27 protein-coding genes are annotated in these 25,017 nt (G+C 63.4%); 20 read left to right on the top strand and 7 right to left on the bottom strand.

The features are described 5' to 3' along the window. The first annotated feature begins 24 nt into the window (after positions 1-24). The gene (locus MUO32_RS18400; protein WP_257949818.1) at positions 25-366 is read left to right on the top strand and encodes a DUF6665 family protein; all 342 of its coding nucleotides are present in this window, start codon (positions 25-27) and stop codon (positions 364-366) included. Here the strand turns inward: MUO32_RS18400 and MUO32_RS18405 are convergent. From MUO32_RS18405 to MUO32_RS18415, 4 genes are read right to left on the bottom strand one after another with little or no spacing between them, the layout of a single operon-like run. After that, on the bottom strand, positions 363-1,613 hold the full coding sequence (locus MUO32_RS18405; RefSeq protein ID WP_257949819.1) for a hypothetical protein: 1,251 nt from the start codon (positions 1,611-1,613) through the stop codon (positions 363-365). The two genes, MUO32_RS18400 and MUO32_RS18405, sit on opposite strands and share 4 nt — an antisense overlap. A 55-nt stretch (positions 1,614-1,668) precedes the next feature. Then, positions 1,669-2,415, bottom strand: a complete 747-nt coding sequence (locus tag MUO32_RS18410) for a DUF817 domain-containing protein (RefSeq protein ID WP_308311311.1) — start codon at positions 2,413-2,415, stop codon at positions 1,669-1,671. Continuing rightward, positions 2,313-2,540 (bottom strand): hypothetical protein, encoded by a 228-nt coding sequence (locus MUO32_RS29320; RefSeq protein WP_308311312.1) that lies wholly within the window; start codon positions 2,538-2,540, stop codon positions 2,313-2,315. The genes MUO32_RS18410 and MUO32_RS29320 overlap by 103 nt, the downstream gene beginning before the upstream one ends. Positions 2,541-2,548: 8 nt before the next feature. Next, the gene (locus tag MUO32_RS18415; protein ID WP_257949820.1) at positions 2,549-3,175 is read right to left on the bottom strand and encodes a ribonuclease D; all 627 of its coding nucleotides are present in this window, start codon (positions 3,173-3,175) and stop codon (positions 2,549-2,551) included. A 108-nt stretch (positions 3,176-3,283) separates the two neighbouring features. Between MUO32_RS18415 and MUO32_RS18420 the strand changes: the two genes are divergently transcribed. Then, positions 3,284-3,568 (top strand): hypothetical protein, encoded by a 285-nt coding sequence (locus MUO32_RS18420; RefSeq protein WP_257949821.1) that lies wholly within the window; start codon positions 3,284-3,286, stop codon positions 3,566-3,568. A gap of 55 nt (positions 3,569-3,623) precedes the next feature. Next, positions 3,624-4,655, top strand: coding sequence for a hydroxyacid dehydrogenase (locus MUO32_RS18425; protein WP_257949822.1), 1,032 nt, complete (start codon positions 3,624-3,626; stop codon positions 4,653-4,655). 57 nt (positions 4,656-4,712) lie between these two features. On the opposite strand, the gene MUO32_RS18430 is transcribed toward MUO32_RS18425, so the two are convergent. From MUO32_RS18430 to MUO32_RS18440, 3 genes are all read right to left on the bottom strand, one after another. After that, positions 4,713-4,967, bottom strand: a complete 255-nt coding sequence (locus tag MUO32_RS18430) for a GlsB/YeaQ/YmgE family stress response membrane protein (RefSeq protein WP_244761038.1) — start codon at positions 4,965-4,967, stop codon at positions 4,713-4,715. Between the two features lie 96 nt (positions 4,968-5,063). Next, positions 5,064-6,353 carry an L-rhamnose catabolism isomerase gene (rhaI, locus tag MUO32_RS18435; protein WP_257949823.1) on the bottom strand — a complete coding sequence of 430 codons (1,290 nt, stop codon included), beginning with the start codon at positions 6,351-6,353 and terminating at the stop codon, positions 5,064-5,066. Between the two features lie 10 nt (positions 6,354-6,363). After that, positions 6,364-8,463 (bottom strand): bifunctional rhamnulose-1-phosphate aldolase/short-chain dehydrogenase, encoded by a 2,100-nt coding sequence (locus MUO32_RS18440; protein WP_257949824.1) that lies wholly within the window; start codon positions 8,461-8,463, stop codon positions 6,364-6,366. A gap of 201 nt (positions 8,464-8,664) precedes the next feature. On the opposite strand from MUO32_RS18440, the gene MUO32_RS18445 reads away from it, so the two are divergent. The 17 genes from MUO32_RS18445 (at position 8,665) to MUO32_RS18525 (ending at position 24,934) form a co-directional block, all read left to right on the top strand. Further along, the gene (locus MUO32_RS18445; RefSeq protein WP_257949825.1) at positions 8,665-9,477 is read left to right on the top strand and encodes a DeoR/GlpR family DNA-binding transcription regulator; all 813 of its coding nucleotides are present in this window, start codon (positions 8,665-8,667) and stop codon (positions 9,475-9,477) included. Positions 9,478-9,513: 36 nt separating this feature from the next. Next, positions 9,514-10,500, top strand: coding sequence for a rhamnose ABC transporter substrate-binding protein (gene rhaS / locus MUO32_RS18450; RefSeq protein WP_257949826.1), 987 nt, complete (start codon positions 9,514-9,516; stop codon positions 10,498-10,500). A gap of 149 nt (positions 10,501-10,649) precedes the next feature. Then, the gene (locus tag MUO32_RS18455) at positions 10,650-12,146 is read left to right on the top strand and encodes a sugar ABC transporter ATP-binding protein (protein ID WP_257949975.1); all 1,497 of its coding nucleotides are present in this window, start codon (positions 10,650-10,652) and stop codon (positions 12,144-12,146) included. Next, positions 12,143-13,129: an ABC transporter permease gene (locus MUO32_RS18460; RefSeq protein WP_257949827.1), complete on the top strand. Its 987-nt coding sequence runs from the start codon at positions 12,143-12,145 to the stop codon at positions 13,127-13,129. Before MUO32_RS18455 ends, MUO32_RS18460 begins: the two co-directional genes overlap by 4 nt. After that, positions 13,122-14,126, top strand: coding sequence for an ABC transporter permease (locus tag MUO32_RS18465; RefSeq protein WP_257949828.1), 1,005 nt, complete (start codon positions 13,122-13,124; stop codon positions 14,124-14,126). Before MUO32_RS18460 ends, MUO32_RS18465 begins: the two co-directional genes overlap by 8 nt. 2 nt (positions 14,127-14,128) lie before the next feature. After that, complete coding sequence (gene rhaM, locus MUO32_RS18470) at positions 14,129-14,443, top strand: L-rhamnose mutarotase (protein WP_257949829.1); 315 nt, start codon at positions 14,129-14,131, stop codon at positions 14,441-14,443. A 4-nt stretch (positions 14,444-14,447) separates the two neighbouring features. Next, a complete protein-coding gene (locus tag MUO32_RS18475) occupies positions 14,448-15,809 on the top strand; it encodes an FGGY-family carbohydrate kinase (protein ID WP_257949830.1) in 1,362 nt (453 codons plus the stop codon). Between the two features lie 555 nt (positions 15,810-16,364). Continuing rightward, positions 16,365-17,963, top strand: a complete 1,599-nt coding sequence (locus MUO32_RS18480; RefSeq protein WP_257949831.1) for a globin-coupled sensor protein — start codon at positions 16,365-16,367, stop codon at positions 17,961-17,963. Between the two features lie 159 nt (positions 17,964-18,122). Next, positions 18,123-18,422 (top strand): STAS domain-containing protein, encoded by a 300-nt coding sequence (locus MUO32_RS18485; RefSeq protein ID WP_257949832.1) that lies wholly within the window; start codon positions 18,123-18,125, stop codon positions 18,420-18,422. Beyond that, positions 18,419-18,784: a chemotaxis response regulator CheY1 gene (cheY1, locus tag MUO32_RS18490; RefSeq protein WP_117368143.1), complete on the top strand. Its 366-nt coding sequence runs from the start codon at positions 18,419-18,421 to the stop codon at positions 18,782-18,784. The genes MUO32_RS18485 and cheY1 overlap by 4 nt, the downstream gene beginning before the upstream one ends. Before the next feature lie 23 nt (positions 18,785-18,807). Next, positions 18,808-21,090, top strand: a complete 2,283-nt coding sequence (locus MUO32_RS18495; protein WP_257949833.1) for a chemotaxis protein CheA — start codon at positions 18,808-18,810, stop codon at positions 21,088-21,090. A gap of 6 nt (positions 21,091-21,096) precedes the next feature. Next, on the top strand, positions 21,097-21,561 hold the full coding sequence (locus tag MUO32_RS18500) for a chemotaxis protein CheW (protein WP_257949834.1): 465 nt from the start codon (positions 21,097-21,099) through the stop codon (positions 21,559-21,561). After that, positions 21,558-22,463, top strand: a complete 906-nt coding sequence (gene cheR / locus MUO32_RS18505; protein WP_257949835.1) for a protein-glutamate O-methyltransferase CheR — start codon at positions 21,558-21,560, stop codon at positions 22,461-22,463. The genes MUO32_RS18500 and cheR overlap by 4 nt, the downstream gene beginning before the upstream one ends. Next, a complete protein-coding gene (cheB, locus tag MUO32_RS18510; protein ID WP_257949836.1) occupies positions 22,460-23,515 on the top strand; it encodes a protein-glutamate O-methylesterase CheB in 1,056 nt (351 codons plus the stop codon). The genes cheR and cheB overlap by 4 nt, the downstream gene beginning before the upstream one ends. Further along, entirely contained in the window at positions 23,515-23,904 is a 390-nt protein-coding gene (locus MUO32_RS18515; protein WP_069059978.1) for a response regulator, read from the top strand. Before cheB ends, MUO32_RS18515 begins: the two co-directional genes overlap by 1 nt. After that, entirely contained in the window at positions 23,901-24,455 is a 555-nt protein-coding gene (gene cheD, locus MUO32_RS18520; protein ID WP_257949837.1) for a chemoreceptor glutamine deamidase CheD, read from the top strand. Before MUO32_RS18515 ends, cheD begins: the two co-directional genes overlap by 4 nt. An 89-nt stretch (positions 24,456-24,544) precedes the next feature. After that, positions 24,545-24,934 (top strand): hypothetical protein, encoded by a 390-nt coding sequence (locus MUO32_RS18525; RefSeq protein ID WP_257949838.1) that lies wholly within the window; start codon positions 24,545-24,547, stop codon positions 24,932-24,934. Positions 24,935-25,017: the final 83 nt, after the last annotated feature.

Here is a 25,017-nt window from a genome sequence, read left to right on the forward strand (position 1 = left end):
TGGGCTTCTGACTGGAGACGAGAGATGACGGTACGCCCGCCGCAGGCGCTCGCGCCCTCCTTCACCAAGGAAACGGGGCTCAATATCCTCGAATACGAGTTGATGTCGGAACGGGCGGACGCGCTCGGCCGGCATGGATTGAAGGTCGAGAAGGCGATTGCGCTGCTTGCCGGGCGCCTGGCCGCCGGTTGCGGCGAGGCGGAGCGGGAAGACCTCCTGAACGACGCGGCCGACAAGGTCTGGGCGTTCTTCATCCAGCGCGAAATGTGCGGCCTGCGCAGCCAGAAGGATGCGATCAGCCGCTACGGCATTCCACCGGAGGTGATCGCAAGGCTCGGCATCGTCAGGAAGACGCCGGGCGTCTAGGCCACGAGCTGACGCGTGATCAGATCGTAGATGCCGTTGTCGTCGACGCGCAGCGCGAAGATTTCCTTCTTCGCATCTTCCCGCTCGTCGCGTTCCTCCGTGCCGGCGGCGGCAAGGTTGCGAACGGCTTCGCCCGTCGTTTCGGCAGGCGCATCCTTGTGCTTGAAGAGCGTGTCGTCGGTCTTTGCCGGCGCCTTTTCGGCCGCCTTGGTCGCTTCCGCACCGGAGGCGAGAAGCTGGATCGTATTGACGGCATCGTGCGACGGGTCGGAGGCGGGCTTGCCGTCCGCCTTGCCCTTGGCGGCATCCTCATGGGCGCGGCCGACGGCGTCCTGGAGATCCTGCACGTCCTCGAGTTTTTCGCCCGCTTCCAGCGTGCGGATCGTCGCCTCGCGCTCCTTGCGCGTCTCCGCATCCTCCACGCGGGTCGGGTCCCGCTTCGTGCGCTCGAGCTTCAATTCCTCGACGGTCTTGGGGTTCGCCGCGTCTTCGAGACGGGCGAGCACCTTCTGCATTTCCGGCGTCAGCGCCTTTTCGTCCCTGGCTTTCTCGGCCAGCGCATCCTTCACGCGCTCGGCCTCTCTGCCGTAGGGATTACGGATCGCCGCCACGAGGTCGCTGGCGCGCAGGCCGAGATCGGTGAGGCCCGTCTTCTTCTCGATCGCCGTCGTATCCGCCGGCAGTTCGCCGCGCTGGCGGGTCAGCATGGCGGAGAGGCGCTGCTCGTAGTCTGCGTCGGCCTCGTCTTCGCCCTGCGTCACATTCGTGGCCAGCGCGAGGCGCGCGACGAGATTGGCGCTCGCATCGTCGGAAGGCCCGCTCATCGCCTGCTTTACGGCGTCAAGCGTCGTTCCAAGCGCGCCGAGCGAAACGCTGAGTTCGCTTCCTTTCGAGGGAAGGCCGACCGCCTCGACGAGGGTCAGCTGGTCGGCGAGGCGCTGGGCGAAATTGCGGGCTGATTCTCCCTCCTGCTGCGCGATGCCGAGCGCATCGGAAAAGCGGGAGATCAGCTTGGCAAGCGTGTCGCCGTCCTGGATGCTGTTGCCGAAGAAATGTTCGTTGATGCGGGCATTGGCCTGACGTGCGGCATCGTCAGAACGCAGATGCGCCTGTTGGAGCACATCGTCCTTCTTGCGGCCGCTGGCCTTTTCCGCTTCCTCGCGCTGGCGGTCCTCGATCGTCGTGACGATCGATTGCAGCGCCGACACGGCGGCGGTGGACTGCGCGCTCTGCAGGGGTGTCAACATGATGGCAACCTCCAGACTCAGCCTGAAGGATAGCCGCCGGTCCGTTAACCGGGCGTTAAGCCTGCCCCTGTCGGATTTCAGGGGGCCCGGGCGGCAGCGGCCGGCAGACGATGGTCACCAGCACGAAGCTGACATAGAGCAGCAGATACCATGAGCCGAGCTTGGTGAAGGGCACCATGTGCCAGGTCCGCTGACCCGGATAGAGCCACACGCCCGTCGCCGTGCCGATGTTCTCGGCGATCCAGAGGAAGATGCTGGTAAGGAAGGCGGCAAGCAGGAGCGGCATCCAGCGCGGCGTCGTCTCCACCGTGTAGTAGATGCGCACGCGCCCGAAGAGCAACACGGTCGCCGCAAAGAGCACGATGCGGATATCGGGCAGATAGTGATGCGCGTAGAAATTGGCGTAGATCGCGAGCGCCAGCACAGCCGTCGTCCAGAAGGGCGGATAGTGCGTGAAGCGCATGTCGAAGATGCGGATGGCGCGGGCCATGTAGCTGCCGACAGAGGCATACATGAAGCCGGAAAACAGCGGCACGCCGCCGATGCGGAACAGCGCCTCTTCCGGATACGTCCAGGAGCCCATATGGACCTTGAAGATCTCCATTGCCCTCCCGACGAGATGGTAGATCAGGATGACCTTCGCTTCCTCCAGCGTCTCCATCTTCAGCAACAGGAACGCGAACTGGATGGCGAGCGCCATCAGGAACAGCGCGTCATAGCGGTGGAGCGGCCAGTCCGGCTGCCAGAAAAGCTTCGTGAGGATGATAGGCCGAGCATGAGCCCGCCGAAGAGGCAGGCCCAGGCCTGTTTCAGCCCGAACAGGATGAATTCGGAAAGGCCCGGCGGAAGGGTGGCGAGCCGGCCGCGGATCAGCCGGCGCAGCGGCTCCAGCGTCGGCCCGGTCTGGTGCTGCCGCCCGTTCCGCACGCGAAAACTCAGCTATGGGCGAAGATGTCGGTCTCTTCCCAGCCGATGAGGTCGAGCTTGGCGCGGGTCGGCAGAAAGGTGAAGCAGGCTTCCGCATGGGCAAGCCGGCCGTCACGCACGAGGCGGGCATCGAGCTTGTCGCGCAGCGCGTGAAGGTGCAGCACGTCCGAGGCGGCATATTCGAGCTGTGCCGGGGAAAGCGTTTCGGCCGCCCAGTCGGAGGATTGCTGATGCTTGGAAATGTCGACATCGAGCATTTCCTTGAGATTGTCCTTCAGGCCGTGCCGGTCGGTATAGGTCCGCGTCAGGCGCGAGGCGATCTTGGTGCAGAAGACCGGTGTCGTGGTGACGCCGAACGTGTGGAACAGCACCGCGATATCGAAACGGCCATAGTGAAAGATTTTCTGGCGGGACGGATCTTCCAGCATGGCGACGAGATTGGGAGCCTGTTTCTGGCCGGCGGCGATGCGGATGACATCGGCAGAGCCGTCGCCCGGCGAAAGCTGCACGACGCAGAGCCGGTCGCGGCGCGGAATGAGGCCGAGCGTTTCGGTGTCGATGGCGATCGCTCCGGTGTAGCGGGCTGCGTCGGCCGCCGAGATGTCGCCTTCGTGATACCGGATTGCACTTACCATGAAAAACCCCATCTAAGCTGTCGGAATATCCGCAGGCCTATAGCGCATGTCGCCGGCCAGCGGTATCTCTTTGTGGATTGTGAAAGGCCGGCTCAGCCGGAAATAACGATGAAAACACGAGCTACCCTTCTTCTTCTGGCTTTTCTGGCGACCGCCGCGGGCGCGCAGGCGCAGGCTTTCAAGGACCTACCGGGCGTGGCGCCGAGCGACGCCACCGATGAATACAGGCACAAAGGGCAGGTGGTGTGCGAGCAGACGGTTGGCGCCTCCCGCAGCCGCGACAATCGCTGGATACCGCGCAACATCTATGTCTGCGAACAAAATGGCGTGACCGCAAGCGGCACCTATCTCCCGCCGTCCAGCATCCGCGCCCTGCGCGGCCTCGGCTACTAGTCGCAAGCCTCCGATGGCCGTGCTACCACGTCGTGGAAGCACATCCGGAGGAGCCATGACCGATACTACCCTGCCGCTGGTGATCAGCGCGCCCGAGCCGCGCACGCTCGATCTCATCTTCACGCGAGAGGCCGAGGCGGAACTGCGCCGGACCTATCGAATCGTCGAGGCCGATCCGGACAACATCGCCGGGCTCGGCGAAGACGTCCTCTCCGAGGCGCGCTACATTCTCGGCCAGCCGCCGCTTTCGGCGGAAACGCTCGGCCGCATGTCCAATCTGCGTGCCATCCTGAACGTCGAGAGCAATCTCCTCAACAACATGCCCTACGAGATCCTGTTTGCGCGCGGCATCCACGTCGTGACGACCGGACAGGTCTTTGCCGAGCCGGTCGCCGAACTGGGCCTCGCGATGGCGCTCAATCTTGCGCGCGGCGTGATCGATGCCGATGTCGATTTTCGCGAGGGGCATGAGCTCTGGGGCGGAGACGGCAACATGTCGGCCCGCCTCCTTTCCGGCTCCGATATCGGCATTGTCGGCTTCGGTGATCTCGGCCGGGCGCTGAACCGCGTTCTCGCCGGCTTCCGTGCGAAGGTTCGCGTCTTCGATCCCTGGCTGCCGCCGTCCATCCTGCGTGAGGCGGGCGTCGAGCCGGCGACGCTTTCCGACGTGCTCACCATGAGCGATTTCGTCTTCGTCGTCGCCTCGGTGACGAGCGAGAACAAAGGTTTCCTCGGTGCGGAGGCTTTTGCCTCGATGCGCAAGGGTGCGGCCTTCATCCTGCTCAGCCGGGCTGACGTCGTGGATTTCCCGGCGCTGATGGCCGCCGTCGAGCGCGGCCATATCGTCGCTGCGAGCGATGTCTATCCCGAGGAGCCGCTGCCGGCGGATCATCCGGTGCGCAGGCTGAAAGGCTTCGTGCGCTCGGCACACCGCGCCGGCGCCCTCGACAGCGCCTTCAAGAAGATGGGCGAGATGGTGCTGGAGGACATGGCGTTGATGGATCGCGGCCTTCCGCCGATGCGCTGCAAGCGGGCGGAGCGCGAGACGGTGTCGCGCATGCGCTCGAAGCCGGTCAGCGTCAACTGAAACGAAAAGGCCGTGGCGGGAGACCGCCACGGCCTTTCGGTTTTCATATGCTTGGGATCAGGCGCGTTTGATGACCTTGATGAGCACGAGCAGGATCACCGCGCCGATCGTGGAATGCAGGATCGCGGCGACGATGCCACTGCCGAGGCTGATGCCGATGGCGGGAAAGAGGAAACCGGCGATGAAGGCGCCGACGATGCCGACGACGATATTGCCGACGAGGCCGAAGCCGAAGCCCGAAACGATGAGGCCCGCAAGCCAGCCGGCAATGGCGCCGACGATGAGGAAAACGAGAATGCTTTCAATGCCCATAATGTGCTCCCTTGTGACAGTCTCATTCTGTCCCTGTTGAATGTGGCAGCGGTTCGCGGGAAAGCAAGGGGGTTTTGAAAGCCTTTCTGCAGCGGCTCAGACGATGCCGCCGCCGCCGCTTGCCACTGCCGGGCGCTCGCCTGCAACTCTCGCCCGGTAGCCTGCTGCCCGATAGGTCGCGACCGGATCGATCGCACCGCCCGATTCGATCCGCGCCATGGCGAGGATCGGCTCGACATCCGTGCGGAAACCGACTTTCAGCGTTTCCGAGGCCATCAGCGCGTCGTTGCCGTCCTGGTAACCGGCCAACGCCGTGCGGTCGACGATGAGGCCCTGCGCATAGGCGCGGCAGACTTCGGTCGCGCTGCGCATCAGGCTTTCGATCGGGTCTGTTACGTTGTGGCTCTGGTCCAGCATATGGGCCGGTGAGAAACCTTCGGCTTTGCGGACTTCCGCATCGACGAGCTCGTTGAAGACGAGAAAGAGGCGGTAGGGATCGATCGAGCCGGTATCGAGGTCGTCGTCGCCATATTTCGAATCGTTGAAATGGAAGCCGCCGAGTTTCTTGAACTGGATGAGCCGGGCGACGATCATCTCGATATTGACGTTCGGCGCATGGTGGCCGAGATCGACGAGGCAATAGGCCTTGGGGCCGAGTTCCTGCGCGATCAGGTAGTTGCTGCCCCAGTCCTGCACCACCGTGGAATAGAAGGCCGGCTCGTACATCTTGTGTTCGGTGAAGAGCCGCCAGTCGTCGGGCAGGCCCTTGTAGATATCCTTCATCGCATCGAGATAGCGCTCGAAGCTCTTGGTGAAATTCGCCTGGCCGGGAAAATTCGTACCGTCGCCGATCCACACGGTCAGCGCCTTGGAGCCGAGCGCATTGCCGATGGCGATGCATTCCAGATTGTGCTCGACCGCCTGCTGGCGTGTGCCGGCATTGGCATGCGACAGCGAACCGTATCTGTAGGAGTGCTCCTGCTGCGGCGCGTCGGAAAAGGTGTTGGAGTTCATGGCGTCGAAGCCAAGGCCGAGGGCTGCACCCCGTTCCTTCAGCCCTGTCAGGTCCGAAACCTTGTCCCAGGGAATATGCAGCGAGACGGTCGGCGTGGCGCGCGTCAGTTCCTGAATAACCGCGCAGTCCTCCAGCTTGTCGTAGATATTGCGCGGCTCGCCCTCGCCGGGGAAGCGGGCAAAGCGCGTGCCGCCGGTGCCCACGCCCCAGGAGGGCACGGCGACGGCATAGGCCGCGACCTTGTTCTTGACCGCTTCGATATCGACGCCCCGACGCGCCAGCTGCGCGCCGAGATGCTCATAGTCGCTTTTGAGGTCGGCGAGGCGCTTGTCGTTCTCGCGTGCCACCACGTCCTTGGAAATCATCGTCATAAAAAATTCCTCAGCGCGTGAAGGACTGGGCATTGCCCGCGTCCACATTGACGATGTTGCCGGTCGATTTCGCCGACATGTCGGAGGCGAGGAAGTAGATGGTCTCAGCGATATCCTCCGGGAAGACCGAGAGTTTCAGCATGGAGCGTTCGCGGTAAAGCGCTTCCAGCCCCTCCGTATCGGTCTTGTAGATCGCCGCGCGCTGTTCCTTCCACTCGCCGGTCCAGATCTTCGAACCGCGCAGCACGGCGTCCGGGTTCACCACGTTGACGCGGATCTGCTCGGAGGCGCCTTCAAGCGCCAGGCATCGGGCAAGGTGGATTTCCGCGGCCTTCGCCGTGCAATAGGCCGATGCACCGGGGGAGGCGGCAAGGCCGTTCTTGGAGGCGACGAAGACGACGTTGCCGCCCGCCTTCTGCCGGCGGAAGATGCGGAACGCCTCGCGCGAGACGAGGAAATAGCCGGTCGTGAGAATGCCGATATTCTTGTTCCAGAGTTCGAGCGTCGTGTCCTCGATGACGGCGGAGGAGGCGAGGCCGGCATTGGAAACGAGGATGTCGAGGCCGCCGAATTCGACCAGCGTATCGGCAAAGCTCCTGGCGACCAGCGCCTCGTCGGTGACATTCATGGCGACCGAGCGGACGACATCCTTGCCGTAACGGCCGGCAAGCTCGTTCTGCGCGTCGGCAAGGGCGGCCTCGTCGATATCGGCGAGCACGACGCAGGCGCCCTCCGCCATCAGCCGGCTCGCCGTCGCCTTGCCGATGCCGCCGGCACCGCCCGTGACCAGCGCGATGCGGCCGGCAAGGCTCTTTGGTTTGGGCATGCGCTGGAGTTTCGCTTCCTCCAGCAGCCAGTATTCGATGTCGAAGGCTTCCTGCTCCGGCAGGCCGACATAGTCGGAAACACCCGAAGCGCCGCGCATCACATTGATGGCGTTGACATAGAATTCGCCGGAAATGCGCGCCGTCGCCTTGTCCTTGGCAAAGGTGATCATGCCGACGCCGGGCACGAGATAAACGACCGCATTCGGATCACGCATGGCGGGGCTGTTGGCCCGCTTGCAGCGCTCGTAATAGGCGGCATAGTCGGCGCGGTAGGCGGCGACGGCATCGTCGAGGCCGGCCAGTGTCTTGTCGACATCAGGATTGGCCGGGTCGAAATCGATGACCAGCGGGCGAATTTTCGTGCGCAAAAAGTGGTCCGGGCAGCTGGTGCCAAGCGCCGCGAGCGGGGCAAGATCCTTCGCCGTGACGAAATCGAGCACCGCGCTGCTGTCGTCGAAATGGCCGACCTTCTTCTCGTCCTTGCTGATCATGCCGCGAATGACCGGCATCAGTTTTTCCGCGACCGCGCGGCGCTCGGCCGTTGCCAGAACCGGTTTCACCGCGCCGCCGAAGGCCGGCGCCGTGTTGTTGCCCTCGAACCAGGCGATCGCCTTGTTGATGATCTCGACGGTCGTCTCGTAGCATTCCTTGGCCGTATCGCCCCAGGTGAAGAGGCCGTGGCTTTCCAGCACGAGGCCGCGCGCATCAGGGTTTTCCAGGCAGAATTTTTCGAGCCACAGGCCCAGCTCGTAGCCGGGGCGCTTCCAGGGCAGCCAGCCGATATCGTCGCCGAAGATTTTTTGGGTCAGCTCGCGGGAATTCTTCGCGGCGGCAATCGCGATGATCGCGTCGGGATGCATGTGGTCGACATGTTTCCTCGGCACATAGGCATGCAGCGGCGTGTCGATGGAGGCGGCGCGCGGATTGAGGTTGTAGGTGCAGTGGGGGAGATAGCCCACCATCTCGTCCTCATGTTCGAGGCCGCGATAGAGGCCCTTCAGCGCGTTCAGCTTGTCCATGTAGAGCGTGGCGAAACCGTCCATCCTGATCGTGCCGACGTCGCCGCCCGAGCCCTTGACCCAGAGCACTTCGACATTTCCCGCGCCGAGCGGATCCTTTTCGATGACCTTCGCCGAGGTGTTGCCGCCGCCGTAGTTGGTGATGCGCTTGTCGGAGCCGAGCAGGTTGGAGCGATAGAGCAGGCGTTCGGATTCGCTCATGGCGGACGCCTTGGCGTCATCCCACAGATTTGCAAGGCGTGCGCCCTGGTTCTTGTCCAGCATCGGCATTTCCTCCCGGTATTTTATCGTGGCAGCACCTATCGCGGCGCTCGACGGCATGCTTTCAGATCACACGGGATTTTTGCCGATGTCAATCATAAACGATCAAAAACAATCATATTGCGCTGCACAATGAAAAAATATGATTGATTGTGATTGACAATGCGCGATCCTGATGGAAGCATTGCCAGCACTGGAGGAGCCATGCACGAGAAGGAAAGACACCGGATCATTCTGTCCGCCGTTCAGGAAAAGCCGGTCGTGACCGTGCCTGAGCTGGTGGACCTGACGGACAGTTCCGAGGCGACCATCCGGCGCGATATCGCGGCACTCCATGTGCAGAAGAGGCTGCGCCGGGTGCGCGGCGGGGCCGAAGCCCTGCATCCCCCGCAATTCGTCGGCCTCGCCGGCCGGCCCTTCACGGTCAACGAGACGCTGAACACCCGCCAGAAGCAGGCGATCGCCAAGGAGGCGGTGGCGCTCTGCGAGGATGGCGACCCGATCATCATCAATGGTGGCACCACCACCTTCCAGATGGTGCACTTCCTGACCAACCGCCGCATGCAGGTCTTCACCAACTCGTTCAACATCGCAGAACACCTGCTGAAGCATTCGAAGAACACGATTATGCTGTCGGGCGGCACGATCTATCGCGAGCAGAACATCGTGCTCAGCCCTTTCGACAATGACGTGACGCGCAATTTCTATGCGCGCCGCATGTTCATGGGCGCGCAGGGTATCGGCCCGCTCGGCCTGATGGAGGCCGATCCGTTGCTCATCCAGGCCGAGCAGAAGCTGATCGACCAGGCCGACGAGCTCGTCGTGCTGGTCGATTCCACCAAATTCCGCAAGCGTTCCAGCCTCATCCTGTGCGGCCTGAAGCGCATTGCCACCATCATCACGGATTCGGGCATCGAGGACAGGGATGCCGCGATGCTGGAGGAGGCCGGTGTCAACCTGATCGTCGCGAACGTTCAGGCGAGCGCCAAATCGGAGACTGCATCCTCATCGGCATGAGGCCGGAGGGTTGATTTTTCACTGGGAGGAAATGACGTGAAAATTCTGAAGACATTGCTCGTGACGGCGGCCGTTTCGGTCGCGATGATGGCGACCGCGCAGGCGGAAACCAAGAAGATCGCCCTCGTCGTCAAGGCGCTCGGCATCGGCTTCTTCGAGGCCGCCAACAAGGGCGCGCAGGAAGCCGCCAAGGAACTCGGCGATGTCGAGGTCATCTATACCGGCCCGACGACGACGACCGCCGAAGGCCAGATCGAAGTGATCAACGCGCTGATCGCCCAGAAGGTCGATGCCATCGCCGTTTCGGCCAACGATACCAATGCCCTCGTACCGGCTCTCAAGAAGGCCATGGACCGCGGCATCAAGGTCATTTCCTGGGATTCCGGCGTTGCCCCCGAGGGACGCTCGATGCATCTCAACCCCTCGTCGAACCCGCTGATCGGCAACATGATCATCAAGCTCGCCGCCGACAACCTGCCCGAGGGCGGCGACGTCGCAGTGCTTTCGGCCACCGCCACCTCGACCAACCAGAACGTCTGGATCGAGGAAATGAACAAGGTGCTGCCGAACTACAAGGGTATCAACGTGGTCGCGACCGTCTATGGCGACGACCTTGCCGACAAGTCCTACCGCGAGACGCAGGGCCTCATCCAGTCGCATCCGAACCTGAAGGCGATCATCGCGCCGACCTCCGTCGGCATCGTCGCCGCCGCCCAGGCCGTCACCGACGCCGGCAAGATCGGCCAGATCAACGTCACCGGCCTTGGCCTTCCCTCGGAAATGGCCGGCCACGTGAAGTCGGGCGCCTCCAAGTCCTTCGCGATCTGGAACCCGATCGACCTCGGCTACTCCGCCACGATGATCGCCAACGACCTCATCGGCGGCGCGGAAGCCAAGCCCGGCGCCGAACTGAAGATGGGCCGCATGGGCGTAGTCAAGCTCGACGACAAGAACGAAGGCGCCATGGCCGATCCGTTCATCTATGATGCCAAGAACGTCGAGGAATTCGCCAAGATCTTCTGATCCGCGAGAAATCCGCCCTTCCCCCTGTGGGGGAGGGGCATTGCCCGTGACATGCTGATCCTGCCCGAACCGGCCACGCCGGTGGCCGGGCGATTGCAACCGAAATTCCGGTGGACCGAGACTTGCTGCAGGACACGACCACATCGCGGATGAAGCCCGCCGTTGCGCTCGAGGGGATCTCGAAATCCTTTCCCGGCGTGCGCGCGCTGTCGGACGTTTCGCTCTCGCTCTATCCCGGCTCGGTGACGGCGCTGGTCGGCGAGAACGGCGCCGGCAAGTCGACGCTGGTGAAGATCCTCACCGGCATCTACCAGCCGGACGAGGGCACGATCCGCGTCGATGGTGCGGAAACCCGTTTCCCGACCGCCAATTCCGCTGCCAAAGCCGGCGTGACGGCGATCCATCAGGAGACCGTGCTGTTCGACGAACTGTCGGTCGCCGAAAACATCTTTATCGGCCATGCGCCGCGCAATGGCCTCGGCCTCATCGACTGGAAAAAGATGAACGCGGATGCGCGTGCGCTCTTGTCGCGCGTCGGCGCCGATCTCGACCCATCTATCCGCCTGCGCGATCTCGGCATCGCCAACAAGCACCTCGTCGCCATCGCGCGTGCGCTCTCCATCGATGCGCGCGTCGTCATCATGGACGAGCCGACGGCGGCACTGTCGCACAAGGAAATCCATGAGCTTTACGAGCTGGTCGACCGGCTGAAGGCCGATGGCAAGGCGATCCTCTTTATCAGCCACAAGTTCGACGAGATCTTCCGCATCGCCGACCGCTACACCGTCTTCCGCGATGGGCGCATGGTGGGCGAGGGGCTGATATCGGAGACGACGCAGGATGACCTGGTGCGCCAGATGGTCGGCCGCGATGTCGGTCAGGTCTTTCCCAAGCAGGAAGTCGCCATCGGCGAGCCGGTGCTCACCGTCTCCGGTTACCGCCATCCGACGGAATTCGAAGACATCAATTTCGAGCTGCGCCGCGGCGAAATTTTAGGCTTCTATGGTCTCGTCGGTGCCGGCCGCTCTGAATTCATGCAGTCGCTGATCGGCATCACCAAGCCGTCCGCCGGCGCGATCCGGCTGGATGGGCACGTCAAGGTCATCCGTTCGCCGGCCGAGGCCATCGAGGCGGGCATCGTCTATGTGCCGGAAGAGCGCGGCCGGCAGGGCGCGATCATCGGCCTGCCGATCTTCCAGAACGTCACGCTGCCCTCGCTGTCGCGCACCTCGCGCGCCGGCTTCCTGCGCATGGCGGAAGAGTTTGCGCTTGCGCGGGAATATACCGCGCGGCTCGACCTGCGCGCCGCCTCGCTCGATCAGGATGTCGGTACGCTCTCGGGCGGCAACCAGCAGAAGGTCGTCATCGCCAAGTGGCTGGCGACGCGGCCGAAGGTCATCATCCTGGACGAGCCGACCAAGGGCATCGACATCGGCTCCAAGGCCGCCGTGCACGCCTTCATGAGCGAGCTTGCCGCCTCGGGCCTCAGCGTCATCATGGTCTCCTCGGAAATCCCCGAAATCATGGGTATGGCCGACCGGGTCATCGTCATGCGCGAGGGCCGCATCGCCGGCCGCTTCGAGCGGGCAGACCTGACGGCCGAAAAACTCGTGCGCGCCGCCGCCGGCATTCAGGAGGCCGCGTGATGAAGCTTCTTCTCAAGAATCGCGAAATGCTGCTGGTCGTCGCGATCATTGCGCTGCTGATATTGATCGCCATCCGCTTCCCGCCCTTCGTGGCGCCGGGCAATCTCGCCAATGTCTATAATGACACGTCGATCCTGATCATCCTGGCGCTCGGCCAGATGGCCGTCATCCTGACGCGCTGCATCGATCTGTCGATGGCCGCCAACCTTGCCTTGTCGGGCATGGCAGCGGCGATGCTGAATGCGGCGTTTCCCGGCCTGCCGGTGCCGCTGATCATTCTCGCCGCCGTCGCACTCGGCGCGTTTCTCGGCTCGATCAACGGCCTGCTCGTCTGGAAGCTCGATATCCCGCCGATCGTTGTCACACTCGGCACGCTCACCATCTATCGCGGTCTGATCTTCCTCATCTCGGGCGGCGCGTGGATCAATGCGCACCAGATGAGCGATGCCTTCAAGGCTTTGCCGCGTGCCACATTGCTCGGCTTCCCGCTGCTTTCCTGGCTGTCGCTGGTCATCATCGCCATCATGGTCGTGGTGATGCGCCGCACGCCGCTCGGCCGCGCCTTCTTCGCGCTGGGCGGCAATCCGCATGCCGCCGTCTATACCGGCATCGATGTCGGCCGCACGCGCTTCCTCGCCTATTGTCTGTCGGGCATGCTGGCCGGCCTCTCGGGTTATCTCTGGGTCTCGCGCTATGCGGTCGCCTATGTCGATATCGCGGCGGGCTTCGAACTCGACATCATCGCGGCCTGCGTCATCGGCGGCGTGTCGATTGCCGGCGGCATCGGCTCGGTCGGCGGGGCGGTGCTCGGCGCGCTCTTCCTCGGCGTCATCAAGAATGCGCTTCCCGTCATCAACATCTCGCCCTTCGCCCAGATGGCGATCTCGGGAACGGTCATCATCATCGCCGTCGCCGTGAATGCGCGCGCCGAAAAACGCAAGGGCCGGGTCATCCTCAGGAAAGCGGAGGCCGCCCATGGCTGACGTCCAGACGATCGCACGCCACATTCCCGACCGGCTGGAAAGCCGTGGCGCGCGCCTCATCAAGAGCTGGGAGACGCTGCTTGTCGCCGTGGCGCTGGCGATCTTCCTCGTGAACTCCTTTGCCTCGCCCTACTTCCTCGATCCGTGGAACCTGTCGGACGCGACCTTCAACTTCACGGAAAAGGCGATGATCGCCTTTGCCATGGCGCTGGTCATCATTTCAGGTGAAATCGACCTCTCCGTCGCCTCGATCATCGCGCTCACCTCCACGGTTATGGGCTACGCCGTGCAGCTCGGCTTCGATACGCCCGCGCTCGTCATGATCGGTCTTGCCACAGGCCTCCTCTGCGGCGCCTTCAACGGGCTGCTCGTCACCGGCCTCGGCCTGCCCTCCATCGTCGTCACCATCGGCACGATGAGCCTCTTCCGCGGCCTGTCCTTCCTCATCCTCGGCGACCAGGCCTTTACCGGCTATCCCGCGAGTTTTTCGTGGTTCGGCCAAGGCTATGTCTGGTGGGTTTTTTCGTTCGAATTCTGCCTGTTCGTTCTGCTTGCCGTCATCTACGGCGTGGTGCTGCACAAGACGAATTTCGGCCGTGCCGTCTATGCCATCGGCAACAACCAGACGGCAGCCCTTTTTTCCGGCGTGCGCGTCGGCCGGGTGAAATTCGTGCTCTTCCTGCTGACCGGCCTGATGGCAGCCATCGCGTCGATCTGCCTGACGGCCCGCCTCGGCTCGACCCGCCCCTCCATCGCGCTCGGCTGGGAGCTGGAGGTGGTGACGATGGTCGTGCTTGGCGGCGTCAATATTCTGGGCGGTTCGGGCACCATCCCGGGCGTCGTGCTGGCGGCCCTCATCATGGGCATGGTGACATTCGGCTTCGGTCTGCTCAACGTGCCGGGCATCGTCATGTCGATCTTCATCGGCCTGCTCCTGATTTCGGTCATCGCGTTGCCGATCCTTTACCGGCGTTTTCGTGGTCGCAGGAGCCACTGAACATGGAAAAATACGCGTTTCGCATGCGGCTCAATCCGGGCATGCAAGAAGAATACAAAGCGCGGCACGATGCGATCTGGCCGGAACTTTCGGCGCTCCTGAAGCAGGCTGGAGTCTGCGACTATTCCATCCATCTCGACGAAGAGACGAACCTGCTGTTCGGCGTGCTCTGGCGACGCGACGACCACACGATGGCCGATCTGCCAAACCATCCCGTCATGCAGCGCTGGTGGGCGCATATGGCCGACATCATGCAGACGAAGCCGGACAACGAGCCTGTCGCCGTGCCGCTCGTCACCGTCTTCCATATGGACTGAGCCGATGAGGACCATCGCCGTCGTCGATATCGGCAAGACGAACGCCAAGGTCGTGTTGGTCGATGCCGAGAGCTTTCGCGAGGTCGCCGCCCGCACCATGCCGAACGGCGTGGTCAATGCCGCGCCCTATCCGCATTTCGACACCGAAAAGCTCTGGGCCTTCATCGTCGAAAGCCTTGCCGCGTTGAACCGCGAACGCCCCATCGACGCCATTTCCGTCACCACCCACGGCGCCACCGTCGCCCTGGTCGGGGGAGACGGCGCACTGGTGCTTCCGGTGCTCGACTACGAACATGATGGCCCGCAGGAGCTTGCGGACGCCTATCGCACTGTCCGCCCGCCCTTTGCCGAGAGCGGCACGCCGATCATGCCGGTGGGCCTCAATGCCGGCCTGCAGATCTATTGGCAGTCGAAACGTTTCCCCGAGGCCTTCGCCAAGGTCCGTCATATCCTGATGTATGCGCAATATTGGTCCTTCCGTCTGAGCGGCGTCGCCGCCAGCGAAGTGACCTCGCTCGGCTGCCACGCCGACCTCTGGGAGCCGCGAAACGGCGGCTTCTCCAGCCTTGTGAGAGGTCAGGCATGGACAGGGTTGATGCCGCCGGTGCGCAAGGCGGGCGATGTGCTCGGCACGATCCGTCCGGAGGTCGCGGCTGCGACGGGGCTTGGTCCTGCGGTGCGCGTCCATTGCGGCATCCACGATTCCAACGCCTCGCTGCTGCCCTATGTGCTGACGCGCGAAGCGCCCTACGCTGTCGTCTCGACCGGCACATGGGTCGTCGTCATGGCGATCGGCGCGCGGCCGGTCGAACTGGATGAGGCCCGCGACACGCTGATCAACGTCAATGCGCTCGGCGATCCCGTACCGTCGTCCCGTTTCATGGGCGGTCGCGCCTTTTCGACGCTGGGCGGCAAATCCGGCGCGCTTCCGGCGGAGGCCATTGCGGACGTGCTGGAGCGTGGTGCCATGCTGTTGCCGTCCATGCCCGAAGGGTCCGGTCCGTTCCCTGGCCGGAAAGCCCGCTGGACGGTTTCGCGCGAGAAACTCGGGGACGACGAGGCACAGGCCGTCATCGCTTTCCATCTCGCTCTCATGACATCCACTTGCCTCGATCTCATCGGAGCGGAGGGGCCTGTCATCGTCGAGGGGCCGTTTGCGGCGAACCGCGCGTTCCTGATGATGCTGAAGGCGACGACAGGCCGGACCGTTCTGGCTGGCGGCAGCGCGACCGGCACGAGCATCGGGGCCGCATGCCTTGCAGCCGGCCGGGCGCCGGAGCCGGCACTGGTTACGATTGCGCAAGATCTGCCGCCGGAGGCCGCGGACTATGCAGCGCGCTGGCGCGTGCTTGCCGACAAAGGATGATCCCGGTCGCTGGCGGGGTTAGAAAACCCGAGCCTTGGCCGGGGTGCGGCCGGCGTCGATATCGAGAAGAAGATAGACGGCGGCGAGCGTTGCCGCTGCAATCACCGTAGCACCCAGTCCCAGAACAATCATTGTCCGTTCCCCCTGACATCATTGTCAGTACATGGGGGCACCCTACGCGCGCGAGCTTGCGTGTAGCTGACGTTACGGTTGTTCGTTTAATTTTAGCGAACTCAGAAGCAAGCCATAAACTATTAACCTTCAGGCAAGGAATTAACCATAAACATTGCTCTACACGTCGGAATGGGAAATTCGCCATTTCTCACCCAGGCATGATGCCGACCCGCCGTACCGGATCAGAGCCGGTATTCGAGTTTCACAGAATTTGATCATGGATCGACAGGGTGGCCGCGTCCGCGCCGGATTTCCGGCAGTGTACCGCGCCCTGAGAGCACGGCTTGGATCGCCAAGCTCTCCTCCATGTGAAAATTCGGTCGGTTCGCCCCTTTGGGCCGCACCGGGCATTGTTGGTTTGGGAGCATACTGGTGCAGGAAATGCCGGCAGAAAACGCTCGAACGGGACAGGCAGCCAGCCTGCGCGACCGTTTGCGCTTTGCCGGCGTCGAAGCCAGCCAGGGTGAAACGCTCCGCCGCCACCGCCAGACGCTCGAACGGCATGTCGAAACGGCCCTTCGCGATCTCTTCCAGCGTTTCCAGACCTTTCCCGATGCTGCCCGCCATTTTCAGAGCGAGCGCCAGATCGACCGCCTGCACGACCTCCAGAGCTCCCACTGGAGTGTTTTGACCGACGCGCGGTTCGACGGCCTCTATGCCGAGCGGGTCAAGATCCTCTCCGACAGCGAAAGCCAGATGGGCCTCGACCCACGCTGGCGCATTGCCGGCCATTCGGTCGTTCTCGAAACGGTCGTCTCCGGCCTCATCGAGGAATACTGGCCGAAATCCATCCTGCCCGGCGCCGGCAAGGCCCGCCGCAAGGAACTGACCGAGCTCGTTTCCGCCTTCATCCGCACCGCCATGGTGGATGCGGAAATCGGTGTCTCGCTGCGCTTCAACGAGCTGCGCCACGCCCACGGCCGGGCGCTCGCCGAGCAGCGCCGCGAGGATCGCGCCGAACTCGATCGCGTTTTTGGCGAGACGATCCGCAGCCTTTCCGAGCTTGATTTCTCTGTCCGCGTTTCCGGCGAGATGCCCGAGGCGTGGCGCGACATGGCCGACACGCTGAACGGCGCGCTGGATGAAATCCAGAAGCATCTCGCGTCTGCCGCCGACCGTGCGAACGAAAGCGACCGCCTCGTCGGTACGCTTGCATCGGGTGCAGGTGCGCTTTCTGCCCGCTCCGCCGAGCAGTCGGCAAGCCTCATTGAAACCGCCAATGCTTTGGGCGCCATCGTCGGGCGCGTGCGCCAGACGCTCGACGAGACGCGCAAGGCCCAGACGGCGGCGCTCGCGACGCAGGATTCGGTGACCCGGAGCGGCAACATCGTCGGCGAAGCCATGTCGGCGATGGCCGATATCGAGGCGTCGGCAGAAAAGATCGGCCAGATCATCGGCGTGATCGACGAGATCGCCTTCCAGACCAACCTTCTGGCGCTCAATGCCGGCATCGAGGCGGCGCGTGCCGGCGACAGCGGTCGCGGCTTTGCGGTCGTCGCGCAGGAAGTGCGGGCCCTTGCCCAGCGCTCCGCCGATGCGGCGCGCGAGATCAAGCAGCTCGTCACCAGCACCAAGTCGCAGGTCGAGACCGGCGTCGAGCACGTCCATCGCACGCAGGATGCCATCGGCAACATCGTGCGCCAGGTCGAGGGTATCAACGACGCCATCACCGGCATCGTGCGCGAAAGCGCCGTCGATGCCGAAGGCCTGGATGGCGTCACCGCCGATATCGGCCGCACCGGCCGCGCGCTCGAAGCGGATGCTTCCGATGCGAACCGCATCGGCGCGTCGGGCCAGGACCTCCATACGGTCATCCTGGAACTCGGCCGCACGATCCGGGAATTCCGTGTTTCGGCGCAGCGCGACGTTCGCCCGGTCCGCGCCGCCCCGGTGGCGCCGCGCGCCGCCGGGGAGCCTGTGGCGGCCGACGCCTCTCCCCTCGATTTCCTGACGGCGCGTGCCGCCGGCTTTGGAGGTTGAGATGGAAAAGCAGCAACCCAGACACTGGTTCTCGACGGCGCGCAGCCAGATTTCGGAAGAAGGCCTGCCGCCCGCGCCGAACGGTGGAACGATGACCTCAGACAGACGCAGCCCCAGAAACTGGCTCACGAGTCACTGGCTCACACAAGGAACCCGGTAATGGCGAGCAAGAAAGCCGCTCAGAAAAGTTTAAGCCTTGCCCCCGTCCTCGATCTCAACGAGGCGACGGCGCTGCACAAGCAGCTCATGGGTCTCAAGGGCAATCCGCTCGTCATCGACGCCTCGGCGGTCGAGCGGGTCGGCGCGCTCTGTGCCCAGGTCCTGATGGCCGGCGCCAAGAGCTGGGAGGAGGACAGGCAGTCCTTCACCTTCGGCAAGGTCTCCGATCCTTTCATGAAGACAATGCAACTTATCGGCGTGAACATTGATCACTTGCTGGCACAGGAGATTCGGCAATGAAGAAAAAAGTTTTGACCGTGGATGATTCTCGGACGATCCGGAACATGCTTCTCGTGACCCTCAACAATGCGGGCTTCGAGACCATTCAGGCGGAAGACGGCGTCGAGGGCCTCGAAGTTCTCGAGAACGCCAATCCCGACGTCATCGTCACCGACATCAACATGCCGCGCCTCGACGGCTTCGGCTTCATCGAAGGCGTGCGCCGCAACGAGAAGTTCCGGGCGATCCCGATCCTCGTTCTGACCACCGAGAGCGATGCCGAAAAGAAGAACCGCGCCCGTCAGGCCGGTGCGACGGGCTGGATCGTAAAACCCTTCGACCCGACCAAGCTGATCGACGCAATCGAGCGCGTTACCGCCTAATCCCTCAGCCAGGATTACTCCCGATGGATATGAACGAAATCAAAGAGATCTTTTTCCAGGAATGCGAGGAGCAGCTCGCCGAACTGGAATCCGGTCTCTTGAAGCTGAATGACGGGGATCGCGACCCGGAAACGGTCAACGCCGTGTTTCGTGCCGTCCACTCGATCAAGGGCGGCGCCGGTGCTTTCGGCCTCGACGACCTCGTCTCCTTCGCCCACGTGTTCGAGACGACACTGGATTGCGTTCGATCCAACAAGCTGGAGCCGACCCAGGATGTCCTGAAGGTCATGCTGAAGTCCGCCGACGTTCTGGCGGACCTGACAAATGCGGCCCGCGACGGCGGAAGCGTCGACGAGGCCCGCAGCCGCACCCTGATCCGCGAACTCGAAGCGCTGGCGAACGGCGAAACGCCGGCCGCTGCCGAAGCGCCCGCGGCAAAACCTGCTGCCGCTGCTCCCAAGGCGGCCGCACCCGCGCCGGTCGTGGAAAAGCCCGTGGTCAACGACGAAGGGTTCCAGCCGATCCCCTTCTCCTTCGGCGATTTCGACGACGAGCCGGCCGGCCACTATGTGCCGACCGTTCAGGTCGTCTTCAAGCCGAAGAAAGACCTCTACGCCAAGGGCAACGAAGCGGTTCTCCTGCTGCGCGACGTTTCCCGCCTCGGCGATATGAGCGTCTACTGCGACATGGACAGCCTGCCGACGCTCGACAAGATGAACCCGGAGGAAGCCTATTTCTCCTGGAAGATCTCGGTCACCAGCGAAAAGGGCGAGGACGGCGTTCGCTCCGTCTTCGAATTCGCCGAGTGGGATTGTGATCTCGATATCAATACGATCGAGGAAGACGTCGTCGGTGAGGTGACGGAAGACGAAGAGCAGCCGATGCAGCCGGTGCCTTTCGACCTGTCGATGCTCGACGAGGGTGGTTCTGCCGGCAATGACGAGCCGGCCGTTATGGAAAGCGACGCGGCCGCTGCCGTTGCCGCCGCCGAAACCGCCACCAAGGTCGCGCAGGCGGCAAGCCGGGCTGCCGACAACAAGGCCGCATCCGCTGCCGCGTCGGCCGCGAGCGCCGCCCAGGCCAACCAGGCCGCTGCCGCCGGCCAGACGATCCGCGTCGATCTCGATCGCGTCGACCGCCTCATCAACCTCGTCGGCGAACTCGTGATCAACCAGGCGATGCTCTCGCAGAGTGTCGTGGAGAACGACGCCAACGGCACGTCCTCGATCAATATGGGTCTCGAAGAGCTGCAGCAGCTCACCCGCGAGATCCAGGATTCGGTGATGGCCATCCGCGCGCAGCCGGTCAAGCCGGTGTTCCAGCGCATGGCCCGCACCGTCCGTGAAATCGCCGACATCACCGGCAAATCGGTCCGCCTCATCACCGAGGGCGAGAACACCGAAGTCGACAAGACCGTCATCGACAAGCTCGCCGAGCCGTTGACGCACATGATCCGCAACGCGGTCGATCACGGCCTGGAAATGCCGGAGAAGCGCGAGGCGCTCGGCAAGAACCCGGAAGGCACGGTTCGCCTCACGGCAAAGCACCGTTCGGGCCGCATCGTCATCGAGCTGGCCGACGACGGCGCCGGCATCAACCGCGAGAAGGTGCGCCAGAAGGCCATCGACAACGACCTGATCGCGGCCGATGCCAACCTGTCGGACGAGGAAATCGACAACCTGATCTTCCATGCCGGTTTCTCGACCGCCGACAAGGTCTCGGACTTGTCCGGCCGCGGCGTCGGCATGGATGTCGTCAAGCGCTCGATCCAGGCGCTCGGCGGCCGTATCTCGATCTCTTCCAAGCCCGGCCAGGGCTCCGTCTTCACCATGAGCCTGCCGCTGACGCTCGCCGTGCTCGACGGCATGGTGGTCACGGTCGCCGGCCAGACGCTCGTCGTGCCGCTGACGGCCATCGTCGAGACGCTCCAGCCGGAAGCCTCCGCCATCCATTCCTTCGGCGCGTCGCAGCGGTTGATCTCGATCCGCAACTCGTTCTGCCCGCTGGTGGATGTCGGCCGGATCCTCAACTTCCGCGCCACGCAGGCCAATCCGATGGATGGCGTCGCCCTCCTCGTCGAATCGGAAGGCGGCGGTCAGCGCGCGCTCATGGTCGATGCGATCCAGGGCCAGCGCCAAGTCGTCATCAAGAGCCTCGAGGCGAACTACACCCACGTGCCGGGCATCGCCGCCGCGACTATTCTCGGCGACGGGCGCGTCGCTCTCATCCTGGACGTCGATGCGGTGGTTGCCGCCTCGCGCGGCCAGTCCCTCAGACAAGACATCTCGCTTGCTGCCACCGGTTGATAATCCATGTCGTACGCGGTCAACAATCTCAGTCACGGACGCGAACTGATCGCCTTCAGGGTCGGCGATCAGGAGTTCTGCGTGAACATCATGTCGGTCCGGGAAATCCGTGGCTGGACCCCCGCGACGTCGATGCCGCACGCACCGTCCTACGTGCTCGGCATCATCAATCTGCGCGGTGCCGTGCTGCCGATCGTCGACCTGTCGCTCAGGCTCGGCATGAAGCCGGCCGAACCGACGGTGCGCCACGTCATCATCGTCGCCCAGGTCGGGCCGAAGGTGGTGGGCCTGCTGGTCGACGCCGTGTCCGACATCCTGACCTTGACCGACGACAACATGCAGCCGACGCCCGACATCGCCAATGAGGCGGCAAAGGCTTACGCCCGCGGCATCCTCGCCATCGAGGGCCGCATGATCTGCCTGATCGAACTCGATGCCCTGTTCCCGCATTCGGAAAGCGAAGCTGCATGACCTATTCTTCGGCCATCGATAGCAGACAGTCTCCGGACGAGTGCCTTGCCAGCGGCGAGTACCCGCTGACGCGCAAGGACCTCTCCGAGATTGCGGCCATGATCTATGCGGACGCCGGCATCTATCTCAACGAGACCAAGGCCTCGCTCGTCTATTCACGCCTGTCGAAGCATATCCGCCAGCTCGGCCTGAAGGGCTTTCGCGAATATTGCGCGCTGGTCTCCTCACCGGCAGGCGCCGGTCCGCGCAAGGAGATGTTGTCGCACCTGACGACGAATTTCACGCGCTTCTTCCGAGAGAACCATCACTTCGACCACCTGAAGAGCGATGTCCTGCCGGACCTGCTGGCCCGTGCCCGCAACGGCGGTCGCGTGCGCATCTGGTCGGCCGCCTGTTCGGACGGACAGGAGCCCTATTCGATTGCGCTCACCGTTCTCTCGATGATGCCGAACGCCGCGGACTACGACTTCCGTATCCTGGCGACGGACATCGATCCGAAGATTCTCGCCATCGCCCGCGCGGGCGCCTATGACGCCAACGCGCTCGAAACGGTCAATCCGGCGATGCGCAAGCAGTTCTTCCGCGAAGTCGACGCCGGCGGCCGCCAGAAGTGGCAGGTCGACGACCGGGTGAAGAAGCTCATCACCTACAACGAGCTGAACCTGATGGCCCAGTGGCCGTTCAAGGGGCCGTTCGACGTCATCTTCTGCCGCAACGTCGTCATCTATTTCGACGAGCCGACGCAGATGAAGATCTGGTCGCGCTTCGCCGGGATGCTCGGTGACAACGGCCATCTCTATATCGGCCATTCCGAGCGCGTCTCCGGCGAGGCCAAGAACCAGTTCGATAATATCGGCATCACAACCTACCGCTACACCGGCAAGCACAGGAGGAGCGCATGATGGCACCCGCGCGCGTACTCGTCGTCGACGATTCGCCGACCATGCGTGGCCTGATCACGGCCGTGCTCAACGCCGACCCGGATGTGAACGTCATCGGGCAGGCCGGCGACGCCATGGAAGCCCGCAACGCGATCAAGCAGCTCAATCCTGATGTCGTGACGCTGGATATCGAGATGCCGAACATGAACGGGCTCGAGTTTCTCGACAAGATCATGAAGCTTCGGCCGATGCCGGTCATCATGGTCTCGACGCTGACCCATCGCGGCGCCGAAGCCTCGCTGATGGCGCTGGAAATCGGTGCCTTCGATTGCGTCGGCAAGCCGCAGCCGGGTGACGCCCGCCCCTTCGGCGATCTCGCCGAAAAGGTGAAGGCCGCCGCCCGTTCGCAGCGCCGGTTCCATGCGGAGCCGCCGCCGTTGGCGCCGACCTCCGCAAACGTCAATCCTGCCGCCGTCTACAAGCCCGGCCGCCGGGTCGTGGCCATCGGTTCGTCGACGGGCGGTGTCGAGGCGCTGATCGCGGTGTTGCAGAAATTCCCGGTCAATTGCCCGCCGACGGTCATCACGCAACATATGCCGCCGACCTTCACCAAGAGTTTTGCCGACCGGCTTCACCGGCTCTGCGCGCCGGTGGTTCAGGAGGCGACGGACGGCGCGCGGCTCGAGATCGGCAAGATCTATCTGGCGCCGGGCGGCGACCGCCATCTCCAGATCGCCAATCCGCATGCGCCTTGCTGCCGGTTGGTCGAACGCGATCCGGTCAACGGGCATCGTCCTTCGGTGGATGTGCTCTTCGATTCGGTGGCCGAGCTTGCCGGCCGCAACGCCGTCGGCGTCATCCTGACCGGCATGGGCCGGGACGGGGCGAGCGGCCTTCTGAAAATGCGCCATGCAGGGGCACGGACCATCGGTCAGAACGAAAAAACCTGCGTCGTCTATGGAATGCCGAGAGTGGCTTTCGAATTGGGTGCAGTCGAACACCAGTTTCCGCTTTCCTCCATCGGGGAGGAAATCTTGAAGATCACTGCGGCCCGCAGAGAAGGGAGCGAATAATGTCTATCGCTGAAAAAATTAAAGTCCTCATCGTCGATGATCAGGTGACCAGTCGCCTGCTTTTGGGTGATGCCCTCCAGCAGCTTGGCTTCAAGCAGATCACGGCGGCCGGCGATGGTGCGCAGGGCATGGCTATCATGGCCCAACAGCCCCACCACCTCGTCATCTCCGACTTCAACATGCCCAAGATGGACGGGATCGAATTCCTCCAGGCGGTGCGGTCGAACCCCACCACCAAGAAGGCGGCCTTCATCATTCTGACCGCGCAGGGCGACCGCGCGCTGGTTCAGAAGGCGGCGGCGCTCGGTGCGAACAATGTTCTCGCCAAGCCGTTTACCATCGAAAAGATGAAGGCAGCCATCGAAGCCGTGTTCGGGGCATTGAAATGATAGCAGAAGCCGGGACGCGCCGCGTCCATGTCATTCAGGGCGAATACAAGGTCATCAACGACCCGAATGTGGTGCTTACCACCATTCTCGGTTCGTGCGTGGCCGCCTGCATGCGCGACCCGGTCATTGGCGTCGGCGGCATGAATCACTTCCTGCTGCCGGGTTCGGCGGAGGCCATGGCCTCCGGCGGCGACGCCACGCGCTACGGCGTGCATCTGATGGAGCTTCTGATCAACGGCCTCCTGAAGCAGGGCGCGCGCCGCGACCGGCTGGAGGCCAAGATCTTCGGGGGGGCCAGGACGATCGCGCGCTTCTCGAATGTCGGCGAGCAGAATGCGATGTTTGCCCGTCAGTTTCTGATGGACGAAGGCATCAAGGTCATGGGCGAAAGCACCGGCGGTGAGCATGGGCGAAAGCTGGAATACTGGCCGTCGAGCGGCCGGGCCCGGCAATATGCCCTGACCGGCGTCGAGACGCAGAAGACGGTGGCGCTGGAACAGCGGCCGGTTCCCGTCGCGAAGCCCGTCGAAAGCTCGATCGAATTCTTCTGATCGGCGGTCTGGCCGCCGGGAAGCGACAGTACGAACAGCATTGCGTTGCCGGTCAGGACATCCGCCGGCTCGTCGAAAAAGGGTAAACCATGCAAGCCGAGTATCTGAGTGCAGCGACTGCCATGGAGGAAGCCCTTCCGGATGTCCTGATGCGAATCGTGTCCGAACTGCACGACGTGGCATACCTCATGGAGCGCATCGAGCCGCAGCTCGCCGCCGTTCACGGGGACAGCACCGAGCACGCCGTCGAGCGCATGATGGTTCTGCAGGGGATCGATCTCGCCGTGCAGAAGACGCGCGGGCTTGCCGAGTTCATCGACACCATCACCGCAAGCATTCCCGACAGCTGCATCATCGACGTGACGACGGCGCTGAACCTGGTGAAGCTTGCCGATATGCAGAAGGCTCTGAGCAACGGTATGCGCCACGGCCATTCGCAGCCGCTCGGCAAGGCGGCCGGCGATTTCGAAGCTTTCTGATTGATTTGACATAACAATCCATCGCGGAAGCGGCGCCTTTGCGGCGCCGCTTCTTGTTTGCCCGCTGGCCTGCAGGCCGTGCC

Origin of the sequence: Shinella sp. CPCC 101442, from assembly GCF_024704725.1 — a bacterium.
In the GTDB taxonomy this organism is placed as follows: Bacteria; Pseudomonadota; Alphaproteobacteria; order Rhizobiales; family Rhizobiaceae; genus Shinella.